The sequence below is a fragment of the Stenotrophomonas sp. TWI602 genome, assembly GCF_039674045.1.
GTDB lineage: Bacteria > Pseudomonadota > Gammaproteobacteria > Xanthomonadales > Xanthomonadaceae > Stenotrophomonas.
This window is the reverse complement of sequence record NZ_JBDJMT010000015.1, coordinates 63,675-74,755: the sequence shown is the minus strand read 5'-3', so window position 1 is coordinate 74,755 and position 11,081 is coordinate 63,675. Positions and strand designations below refer to the sequence as shown.

The following is an 11,081-nucleotide window of genomic DNA, read 5'->3' as shown; positions in this document are numbered from 1 at the left end:
ACCCTAGGTAGTGCCGGCCGCTGGGCGGCATTGAAGGCGTAGCGACCAACGGTCGCTACCTACCCGTGGGTTGGAGACCCACCGGTCGTTGTCACGCCAGCCAGACCTGGCCGTCGCGCACCTGCACCGGCACCGCGCGCAGGCGATCACCGCGGCACGGCCCGGCCACGCAGTCGCCGTTGTCCAGCGAGAATGAGGCGCCGTGCGCCGCGCACACCAGGTGGCCGTCCTTGCTTTTCAGGAACTGCCCCGGGGCCCAGTCCAACCGGCGGCCGGCGTGCGGGCAGATGTTCAGCCACGCGCGCACCTGGTCGCCCTCGCGATACAACACCACCGATTCGCTGTCGCCCTCAATGCTGGCATCGGTTTCGGCGAAACCCCCGTCGGCCATGGCATCCAGGGCAATGAGGGCGGTGGCGGTGGACTCAGGGTGGGACATGGCATCCAGACAGCAGGCAGTGGAGGCACAGTGTCTCACGCGCTCATGTCACTGGCTCCCGGATGAATACAAGTCATTGATTTGCAATGCGCGCGGGGTACGTTTAACGCTTTTTTCACTCAGTCACAAAGGCCAGCACGGATACTCGTCCACTGCTGACCTCAGCCAAAAAGAGTGCCATGTACAGCCGCATCTTCCAGTTCAACCAGTTCCGTGCCCTGTTCGCGCCGCGCAAGCCGCGCCACCCGTTGGTGCGCGTTGCGGTCGGTCTGTTGGGCCTGGCGATCCTGGCCGCGCTGGTGTTCGTGGGTGTGTTCGTGGGCGCGGCGATGATCATCGCCGGTCTGGCATGGAAGCTGCTCGCCCAGCGCAAGAGTGCGCGCACCGTTCCGTCGCAGGTCGTGGACGGCGAATACCGGGTGGTCCGCAAGCAGGCCTTGCCGATGTCGCGTTGATCGACGCGCATTCCTCCTGATGACGGCCGCGCCCTGCGCGGCCGTTTCTGTTTGTGGCGGCGGGAAAACGCTCTAGACTGCGGCGAAACCTCTCCACAGGACGCGCGCATGACCGATGTAATTCCCACGCCCGAGCAGCCCCGTATTCCGGTCGCCGGCGGCGGTACCTTCCCGGTGCGTCGCATCTACTGTGTCGGCCGCAACTTCGCTGATCACGCGCGCGAAATGGGTGCGGCCGTGCCGGCCGCCGATGATCGCGGCCGCCCGATGTTCTTCAGCAAGCCGGCCGATGCGATCGTGGTCGGGCATGACGATGTGATCCCCTACCCGCTCGCCACCCAGGACCTGCACCATGAGGTGGAACTGGTGGTGGCGATCGGCAAGGACGCCCCTGCCGGCGAGCTGCCCGTCGATCAGGCCGAGGCGCTGGTGTTCGGCTATGGCGTCGGCCTGGACCTGACCCGCCGCGATCTGCAGGCGCAGGCCAAGGCCAAGGGCCACCCGTGGGATCCGGCCAAGGGCTTTGATCAGTCCGCGCCGGTGAGCGAGCTGGTGCCGGCCGGTGAAGTCGGCGATCTGGCCGCCCTCAATCTGTCGCTGGAGATCAATGGCGAGGTGCGCCAGCAATCACTGCTGGACCAGATGATCTGGAACGTGCCGGAGATTCTGCACGAGCTCTCCAAACTGTGGGCGCTGCGCGCAGGCGATCTGGTCTTCATGGGTACGCCCTCGGGCGTGGCCGCATTGAAGCCGGGCGACCGTTTCAGTGCACGCCTGGAGAACGTGGCCGAGCGCCACGGCATCATCGCCGGATGACAATCGCTGCGTTACGCTGCGGCGTCATTTGATTCCCCCACTACGACAGGAGAGCCCGATGGGTGTACTGACTGAGTTCAAAGAATTCGCCATGCGTGGCAACGTCATCGACCTGGCGGTTGGTGTGGTCATCGGTGCGGCGTTCGGCAAGATCGTCACCGCGCTGGTGGACAAGATCATCATGCCGCCGCTGGGCTGGATGATCGGCCGCGTGGACTTCTCCGAGCTGGCCTGGACCCTGGCCCCGGCGCGGATTGCCGCCGATGGCAAAGAGATTCCGGCGGTGGTGATCGGCTACGGTGATTTCCTCAACACCGTGGTGCAGTTCGTGATCGTGGCCTTTGCGATCTTCATGGTCGTGAAGTTCATCAACCGCCTGGCGCGCAAGAAGCAGGCCGAGCCGGCCGCCCCGGCGGCGCCGAGTGAAGAAGTGCTGCTGCTGCGCGAGATCCGCGACAACCTCAAGCACTGAGGCAGCAACACCGGTAGTGCCGGCCGCTCGTCGGCAGCACGGATATCCTGCCTCGTGCGGAGCCGGCCAGCGGCCGGCACTACCGATCGAAAGCCCCGCTTTGGCGGGGTTTTCGCTTTTGGAAAACAGTATCCGCCGGGACATGACCTACCGCCCATGTGCGTGCCGGCGAGGCTGGTAAGCTCGGACGCTTCCGCCCCGTTTCCCGGAGTTCGTCCATGCGTCGCCGCGTCCTTGCCATCGCATCTTCCCTCGCCCTGCTGGCCGCGCCCGCATTCGCGGCGACCGGTATCACCACGCTGCCGCCGACGTCGCTGGCCACCGCCGCCGAGCTGCGCGAGCAGGCCCTCAAGGACGACACCGGCTGGAAGGTGGTCGAATCGCTCACCACCGAGATCGGCCCGCGCATCGCCGGCAGTGAAGCCGACGCACGCGCCGTGGCCTGGGCGGTGGCCAAGTTCAAGTCACTGGGCTTCGACAAGGTCTGGACCGAGCCGGTCACCTTCCCCAAGTGGGAGCGCCGCAGTGAGCACGCCGAAGTGATCGGCAAGCATGCCCAGCCGCTGACGATCACCGCCCTTGGCGGCAGCCCGGGCGGCACGGTGGAGGCCGACGTCGTGCGCTTCGCCGATCTGGCCGCGCTGCAGGCCGCGCCGGAGGGTTCGCTGAAGGGCAAGATCGCCTTCGTCGATTACCAGATGACCGCCTACCGCGATGGCCGCGACTACGGCAACGGTGGCGCCGTGCGCAGCAAGGGCCCGTCCGAGGCGATCCGCAAGGGTGCGATCGGCTTCGTGATGCGCTCGGCAGGCACCGATTCGCACCGCGTGCCGCACACCGGCATCACCCGCTTCGATGACGGCCTGACCCCGGTGCCGGCCGCCGCGCTGTCGGTGCCCGATGCCAACCAGCTGGCACGCCTGGTCGCGCTCGGCAGCACCACGCTGAAGCTGAGCCTGGATTGCGGTTGGGATGGTACGGCCACGTCGCACAACGTGATCGGCGAGATCACCGGGCGCAGCCTGCCCAAGGAAGTGGTGGTGATCGGCGGTCACCTCGACTCCTGGGACCTGGGCACCGGCGCGGTGGATGATGGGGCCGGCGTGGGCATCACCATGGCCGCTGGCCATCTGATCGGCCAGCTCAAGCAGGCGCCCAAGCGCACCATCCGCGTGGTCGCGTTCGCCAACGAGGAGCAGGGCCTGTACGGCGGCAAGGCCTACGCCGAGGCACATGCCAAGGACGTGGTGCGGCACCAGCTCGCCGCCGAAAGCGATTTCGGTGCCGGCCGCATCTATGCCTTCAACACCGGCTCGCCGAACCCGGCCAATTCGCGCGAGGCCACCCGCCAGATCGCCGAGGTGCTCAAGCCGCTGGGCATCGAGTACGCCGCCGACAAGGGCGGCCCGGGCCCGGACGTGGGTCCACTGGCGGCCAAGGGCGGCGCGTGGGCATGGCTGGCGCAGGACGGCAGCGACTACTTCCACCTGCACCACACCGCCGACGACACGCTGGACAAGATCGACCCGGCGGCGCTGGCGCAGAACGTCGCCGCCTACACGGTGTTCGCGTATCTGGCCGCCGAGGCCGACGGCAGTTTCGGCAGCGAAGCCAAGCCGACCACGCCGCCGAACGAGTAATCCCGACACGCAGGCGGCAGGTACCGCCCGTGGGTCGGTACAAAAAAAAACCCGGTCGCAATGCGACCGGGCTACCGGGATTCGTCACACCCCACGCGGTGAGCGCCGTACTACTTTCACGGTCCGGAAAAACGGACCGTCGCACTGCGTGGATGTCTCTCCTCATCTACGCAGCACAACGTCCACCCCGCACTGTGCTCAGTTCTCACGTCGAGCGCCATGCGGAAAATCCGAATCGGATGTAGTCACGACGCGTTCGGTGAAACCGATCACACCGCGGGTCCGGCGCAACGCGCCGTTCCCGACAAACGCACACCTTCCGATCAGCGCGAGCGGCTGCCGTACCAGTGCGCCAACAACACCGCCGTCGCCGAAGCGACGTTGAGGCTTTCCACGGCACCGGACCCGGGAATGGACACCTGCAGATCGCAGTCGTCGGCCAGATCGCGGTCCATGCCCTCGCCCTCGGCACCCATCACATAGACCAGGCGTTGCGGCAGTTCCGTGGCGAACAGGTCCTTGCCTCCCTCCACCAGCGTTGCCGCCAGGCCGATGCCGGCCGCGCGCAGCTGCGCCATCGCCTCGGGCAGTTCCGGCAGACGCACCAGCGGCACCGACTCGGCGCCGCCTTCGGCCACGCGCGCGGCCGCGCCGGACAATGCCAGCGTGGAGCCCGGCGGCAGCAGCAGCCCGGCCACACCGAAATGCGCCGCCGAGCGCAGGATCGCGCCGAAGTTGTGCGGGTTGCCTACGCCATCCAGCCACAGCGCCAGCACCGGCGCGCCGGCCGGCAACTTGGCCAGCCATTCGTCCAGCTCCAGCATCGGCGCACGCAGCACGTCAGCCACCAGGCCCTCGTGGTGGGTGGTCGCGGCGAGCTTGTTCAGATCGCCGTCTTCCACCACACGGTAACCGACGCGGTTGGCCACGCACCATTTCAGCACCGGCTGCATGCGCGGGATCAGCGACTCGGTCAGGTACAGCTTGCGCAGCGCCTGCGGGCGATGCTCGAACAGTGCCTGCACGGCATTCCAGCCGTACAGGCGCAGCTCGTCGTTGCCGCGGCCGGGCGGCGGCGGCGTGCCACCTTCGCGCGGCGGCAACGGCGTGGCGCGCGGCGGCCGCGAGGACGGACGGCGCGCATTCTTCCAGGGATCATTCACTACGGGACAGCTCCAGCTTGCGTTGACGCCAGAAATCGGCGTTCTTGATGCCAAGTGCATCGGGGTCGAAGGTCGGATCCAGGCCGAGCTTCTTTTGACGTTCGTAGTCGCGCAGGGCCAGCATCGCCGGCTTCTGCACGATCAGGATCGCGATGATGTTCAACCACGCCATCAGGCCGACGCCGATGTCGCCCAGCGCCCACGCCATGCCGGCATTGTGGAAGGCACCGAAGATCACCATGCCGATGATGCCCAGGCGCAGCAGCAGGACGGTCAGCGGGCGCTTGGCGTTGTTGTTGACGTAGGTCAGGTTGGTCTCGGCCATGTAGTAATAGGCCATGATCGTGGTGAAGGCGAAGAAGAAGATCGCGATCGCCACAAAGGCCGCGCCGAAGCCCGGGATGACGGTTTCCACCGCCGCCTGGGCGTAACCCGCGCCTTCAGCGACACCGGCCAGGCCGGCGAACACGGGTGCGCCGCCCGGGACCGGGGAATACACGTTGTAGGTGCCCGCGGCCAGGATCAGGAACGCGGTGGCGGTGCACACCATCATGGTGTCGAAGTAGATCGCGAAGGCCTGCACGTAGCCCTGCTTGGCCGGGTGCGAAACCTCCGAGGCGGCCGCCGCATGCGGGCCGGTACCCTGGCCGGCCTCGTTGGCGTAGATGCCGCGCTTGACGCCCCACTCCACCGCCAGGCCCATCATCGCGCCGAACGCGGCATGCGCACCGAAGGCGCTGCTGAACACCGTGTGGAACATGTCCGGCACGCGGTCGTAGTTGATGATCATGATGACGATGGCCATCAGGATGAAGGCGGCGGCCATGAACGGAACGACCACCTCGGCGAAGTTGGCGATGCGCTTGACGCCGCCGAAGATCACCACGGCCAGCAGCAACGAGACCACGATGCCGATGCCCAGCTTGAGCGCCTGCACCGATTCCAGGCCCATGAACTGACCATCCAGTGGCCCGCACAGCGCACCGCCGCGGCAGGCATTGATGATGCTGTCGGCGATGGCATTGGCCTGCACGCCCGGCATCAGGAAGCCGGCGGCGATGATGGTGGCCACGGCGAAGGCCAAGGCGTACCACTTCAGGCCCATGGCCTTTTCGATGTAGTACGCCGGGCCACCGCGGTAGCGGCCTTCGGCATCCTTGGTCTTGTAGATCTGCGCCAGGGTGCATTCCACATACGAGGTGGACGCACCGAGGAAGCCCATCACCCACATCCAGAAGATCGCACCGGGGCCACCGAAGGCGATCGCGGTGGCCACACCGGCGATGTTGCCGATGCCCATGCGCCCGGCCATGGACATGGCCAGCGCCTGGAACGAGGACACGCCCGCCTCGGATTTCTCACCCTGCACGGTGAGCCGGCACATCTCCACGAACCCGCGGATCTGCATGAAACGGGTACGGGCACTGAAGTACAGGCCTGCGGCAAGACACAGGAAGATCAGGGCTTTGCTCCAGATGATCCCGTTGATGAAACTGACTACTTCTTCCACGCGCTCTCTCCAGTCGGCGGAAACAAAAGGAACGTCCCCGTCGGCTGGGACCCGGTCGATTCTCCACGATCCGCGCCGGACTGCGTAGTGGCAATTTCGATGAATGGGCGGCAATGCCGCCCATTCGGGTCAGGCATGGCCGCCGACCGAGGGGGTTTCCGCTTCCTGGCGGGCCAGTTCACGCGCCACGGCTTCCGGCGAGCGGGTGTACGGGGCCAGCAGCGAGTAGAACGCCGGCACCACGAACAGCGACAGGAAGGTGGACACGGTCACGCCGAAGATCACCACCACGCCGATCGTGCCGCGGCTGGCCGAACCCGGGCCACCGGCCACCACCAGCGGGATCGCACCGACCACGGTGGCGATGGAGGTCATCAGGATCGGGCGCAGGCGCACCATCGCCGATTCGACGATGGCCTGGTGCACGTTGCGGCCCTCATCGCGCAGCTGGTTGGCGAACTCCACGATCAGGATGCCGTTCTTGGCCGCCAGGCCCACCAGCATCACGATGCCGATCTGGCTGAACAGGTTGATCGTGCCACCACTGACATACAGCCCCAGCAGCGCGCCAAGCACGCCCAGCGGCACGGTGAGCATGATCACCAGCGGATGGATGAAGCTCTCGAACTGTGCGGCCAGCACCAGGAACACCACCAGCAGGGCCATCGCGAAGGTCAGCAGCACGGCGCTGCCGGCGTTCTGGTACTCGCGCGATTCGCCCTTCCAGCTGATCTGCGCATGCTGTGGCAGCTCCTCGCTGGCCACCTGCTGGGCCCAGGCGATGGCCTCGCCCAGCGGATAGCCCGGGGCCAGGCCGGCGTTGATGGTGATCGAGCGCAGCCGGTTGAAGCGGTTGAGGCTGCCGGCTTCGGCCACTTCGCTGAGCGTGACCAGGTTGGACAGCGGGACCAGTTCGCCGCCACTGGCGCGCACGCGGATCGCGGCCAGATCCGACGGCGAGGCGCGGCCGTCGCGGCCGGCCTGGACCAGCACGTCGTACTCCTCGCCGTTGTCGACGAAGGTGGTGACGCGGCGCGAGCCCATCATGGTTTCCAGCGCGCTGCCGATCGCGGTGACCGATACGCCCAGATCGGCCGCCCGCTGGCGATCGATGTTCACGCGCATCTGCGGGCGGGTTTCCTTGTAATCCGAGTCCGCACCGACCAGGCCAGGGTTGTCGGCCATGCGCAGCAGCATGCGGTCACGCCACTGCGCGATCTCCGCGTACTCCGGGCCACCCAGCACGATCTGGAACGGCTGGCCCTGGCTGCGGACCAGACCACCCCCGACCTGGGTGCGCACGCGCACACCCCGCAGATCATTGAGGTGGGTCTGCAGCTCGGCCGCCACATCCGGGGTGGAGACATCACGTTGGCGCCAGGGCTGCAGGAACACGCTGATGCGGCCGGTGTGCATTTCCTCGCTGGAGCCCCAGCCGCCGGGCACGCGCGGGTTGGCGCGCACGATCGGCTCATCTTCGCCGACGAAGCCGGAGACGATCTTCTCGACCTGCTGGACCTGGCCGACGGTGTAATCGAAGCCGGCACCTTCCGGGCCATCGATCATGATCTGGAAGGAGCCACGGTCTTCGGCCGGGGCCAGCTCGGACGGCAGCACCTTGAGCAGCAGCGCGCTGGCCAGCAGCGACAGGATCATCACCACGATGTAGACCCAGGTGCGGGTCACGTGCGCTTCCAGGAAGCGCCCGTAGGCGGCCGACAGCCGATCCAGGTTGCGGTTGATCAGCCCGTGCAGGCCCTTCGGTGCCTGGCCGGTATGCGGCTTGAGCAGCTTGGAGGCCATCATCGGGGTCAGCGTGAGCGACACGAACGCCGACAGCGCCACCGCCGCGGCCAGCGCCACGGCCAGCTCGCGGAACAGGCGGCCGGTATTGCCTTCCAGGAAGCCGACCGGCAGGAACACCGCGACCAGCACCGCGGTGGTGGCGATCACCGCGAACGCCACCTGGGTGGTGCCGCGCTTGGAGGCGACCAGCGGCGGCTCGCCCAGATCGATACGGCGTTGCACGTTCTCCACCACCACGATGGCGTCATCCACCACCAGGCCGATACACAGCACCAGCGCGAGCAGGGTCAGCAGGTTGATCGAGAACCCGAAGGCATACAGCGCGATGAAGGCCGCGATCAGGCAGACCGGCACCGTTACCGCGGGAATCAACGCCGCGCGGAAACTGCCAAGGAACAGCCAGATCACCGCCAGCACCAGCAGCATCGCCTCGACCAGCGTGGCGTAGACGCGATCGACCGCGGCCTCGATGAAGGTGGTGTTGTCGAAGGCCACGAAGATGCGGGTACCTTCGGGCAGCGTGCTGCTGATCCGGTCGGCTTCGGCGCGCGCTTCGCGGGCGACATCCAGCGCGTTGGCGGTGGAGGTCTTGACGATGCCCAGGCCGATGTTCGGCTCACCGTTGCTGCGGTAGTACGCGCGGCGTTCGGACGAGGCCAGTTCGATCTTGGCGACATCGCCCATGCGCACGACGTACCCATCGGCGCCCTTGCCCAGCGGAATGCCGGCGAAGTCTTCCGGTTTGACGTAGTTGCGCTCCACGCGCAGGGTGAAATCGCGGTCGGCCGATTCGATGCGGCCGGCCGGCAGTTCCACGTTCTCGTTGCGCAGCGCACTTTCCACATCGCCCACGGTCAGGCCGCGCGCGGCGAGCTGGTCGCGGTCCAGCCAGATCCGCATCGCATAGCGCTGGCGGCCACCGATACGCACCTGGGCAACGCCATCGAGGCTGGAGAAGCGGTCGACGATGTAGCGGTCGGCGTAGTCGCTCAGCTCCAGCGTATCCATCGAGGTCGAGCTCATGTTGAGCCAGATGATGGGATCGGCGTCGCTCTCGACCTTGGCGATTTCCGGCGGCCGCGCCTCTTCGGGCATGCGATCGGCAACGCGGCTGACCGCATCGCGCACGTCGTTGGCGGCCGCTTCGATATCGCGGTTGGAGGTGAATTCGATACTGACCTGCGAGCGCCCGTTGGAGCTGCGCGCGTTGATCGTATCGATGCCTTCGATGCCGGCCAGCGCATCTTCCAGCACCTGGGTGATGCGGCTTTCGATGACCGCTGCCGACGCGCCGGTGTAATCGACCGAGACCGAGACGATGGGCGGATCGATCGCAGGCAGTTCGCGCAGGGTCAAGCGTGTGAATGACATGAAGCCCAGCACGACCAGCAGCAGGCTCATCACCACGGCGAAGACCGGCCGCTGGATGGAAACGTCGGAGAGCTTCATCCGGCAGTGTCCGGTTCGGCCGTCGTAGCGGCGGCCGGCGCGATCGGCGCGACCGGCGCAGCTTCTTCGGCCTGGATCTTCAGCCCCGGGCGCAGCTTGCCGGTGCCGTCCACCACGATGCGGTCGCCGGCGGCGAGCCCCTCACGGATTTCGACCACGCCGCTGCGGCGCGCGCCGGCGGTGATGTCCACGCGCTCCACGACCTGGTCCGGCGTGACCCGGAACACGTAGGAATCGCGCCCGACCTGCACCACCGCGATTTCAGGGATGACCAGCGCCTGGCGCTCGGGGCGGAACATGCGCACATCCAGCAGCATGCCTGGGCGCAGTGCGTGATCGGCATTGATGAAATCCGCGCGCACGGTGACCGCACGCGTGCCCGGATCCACGCGGGTATCGATGGTGGCGACCTGGCCTTCGAAGTTGCGGCCCGGATACGCCACGCTGGTCGCGTTGACCTTGTCACCGGTGCTCAGCGAAGCCAGCTCGGCTTCGGGCACCTGGAAGTCCACGTGCATGCGCTCGATGTCATCCAGGGTGGTGATCGCGGTGCTGGGGGTGACCAGCGAACCGGCGCTGACCTGACGGATGCCCAGCACGCCGGCGAACGGCGCGCGTACCCGGCGGTCGCCGATGTCGGACTGCATTTCGCGCACGCGGGCGTCAGCGGCATCGCGGATGGCGCGCTGCGTGTCCAGCGTGGAGCTGGCCACCAGCTGCTGGGCGGCGAGTTCGCGCTGGCGCTTGTACAGCTGGTCGGCTTCCAGGAACGTGGCCTGGGCCTGCAGCAGCGCAGCTTCCTGGGCTTGCCCGCGCAGGGTCACCAGCGGCGTGCCGGCACTGACCTGCTGGCCACTTTCGAAGTGCACCGTTTCGATGATTTCGCTGACCTTGGCGGTGACCGTCACCGACTCGCGCGCCTTGGCCGTGCCCAGGGCCTGCAGCGTGTCGCTCCATGCCGAAGCCTTCACCACCTGGGTGGTGACCGGTACGGCGTCTGCCTGCCGGCGAGCGGCCTCGTCTTTGCTGCCACACCCAGCCAAAGCGACCAAGGCGATGCCAGCGGCGAAGCGCGCTGCGATGCGTCCCAACATGTAATGCAATCCCGGTTGTTTCTCGACCGCCGAGTGTATAGAGGGGTCGAGCCGGGGCATATGTGCCAAGCGTTTACCGGCCTCTTCACATCTGCCGGTGGCGGGCGAAGGCCTTTCCGTGCTGGGGCCTGCGCAGGATGTATCGCCATGTATCGACGCATGTCGAAGTGCGCGGCACGCGCCGGGGTGTCGGCCCCGGCGGCAGCGGGCGCCGGGCGGGCGAGATGTCCCCCGCCC

At 67.1% G+C, this 11,081-nt stretch carries 9 protein-coding genes; 4 read left to right on the top strand and 5 right to left on the bottom strand.

All coding sequences use genetic code 11. The features are described 5' to 3' along the window. Positions 1-91: 91 nt before the first annotated feature. The gene (locus tag ABE483_RS14015; protein WP_346464003.1) at positions 92-439 is read right to left on the bottom strand and encodes a Rieske (2Fe-2S) protein; all 348 of its coding nucleotides are present in this window, start codon (positions 437-439) and stop codon (positions 92-94) included. 179 nt (positions 440-618) lie between these two features. On the opposite strand from ABE483_RS14015, the gene ABE483_RS14010 reads away from it, so the two are divergent. From ABE483_RS14010 to ABE483_RS13995, 4 genes are all read left to right on the top strand, one after another. Beyond that, complete coding sequence (locus ABE483_RS14010; protein WP_121039319.1) at positions 619-894, top strand: hypothetical protein; 276 nt, start codon at positions 619-621, stop codon at positions 892-894. Positions 895-1,002: 108 nt separating this feature from the next. Beyond that, positions 1,003-1,710 (top strand): fumarylacetoacetate hydrolase family protein, encoded by a 708-nt coding sequence (locus ABE483_RS14005; RefSeq protein ID WP_019183922.1) that lies wholly within the window; start codon positions 1,003-1,005, stop codon positions 1,708-1,710. A gap of 58 nt (positions 1,711-1,768) precedes the next feature. Next, positions 1,769-2,182, top strand: a complete 414-nt coding sequence (gene mscL, locus ABE483_RS14000; RefSeq protein ID WP_121039325.1) for a large-conductance mechanosensitive channel protein MscL — start codon at positions 1,769-1,771, stop codon at positions 2,180-2,182. A gap of 218 nt (positions 2,183-2,400) precedes the next feature. Further along, the gene (locus ABE483_RS13995) at positions 2,401-3,822 is read left to right on the top strand and encodes a M28 family peptidase (RefSeq protein WP_346481884.1); all 1,422 of its coding nucleotides are present in this window, start codon (positions 2,401-2,403) and stop codon (positions 3,820-3,822) included. 323 nt (positions 3,823-4,145) lie between these two features. On the opposite strand, the gene ABE483_RS13990 is transcribed toward ABE483_RS13995, so the two are convergent. From ABE483_RS13990 to ABE483_RS13975, 4 genes are all read right to left on the bottom strand, one after another. After that, on the bottom strand, positions 4,146-4,925 hold the full coding sequence (locus ABE483_RS13990; RefSeq protein WP_346481885.1) for a TrmH family RNA methyltransferase: 780 nt from the start codon (positions 4,923-4,925) through the stop codon (positions 4,146-4,148). 52 nt (positions 4,926-4,977) lie between these two features. Further along, the gene (locus ABE483_RS13985) at positions 4,978-6,495 is read right to left on the bottom strand and encodes an alanine/glycine:cation symporter family protein (protein WP_102788179.1); all 1,518 of its coding nucleotides are present in this window, start codon (positions 6,493-6,495) and stop codon (positions 4,978-4,980) included. Positions 6,496-6,624: 129 nt separating this feature from the next. Beyond that, on the bottom strand, positions 6,625-9,750 hold the full coding sequence (locus ABE483_RS13980; protein WP_313210047.1) for an efflux RND transporter permease subunit: 3,126 nt from the start codon (positions 9,748-9,750) through the stop codon (positions 6,625-6,627). Next, positions 9,747-10,844 carry an efflux RND transporter periplasmic adaptor subunit gene (locus ABE483_RS13975; RefSeq protein ID WP_346466530.1) on the bottom strand — a complete coding sequence of 366 codons (1,098 nt, stop codon included), beginning with the start codon at positions 10,842-10,844 and terminating at the stop codon, positions 9,747-9,749. The genes ABE483_RS13980 and ABE483_RS13975 overlap by 4 nt, the downstream gene beginning before the upstream one ends. Between the last annotated feature and the right edge of the window lie 237 nt (positions 10,845-11,081).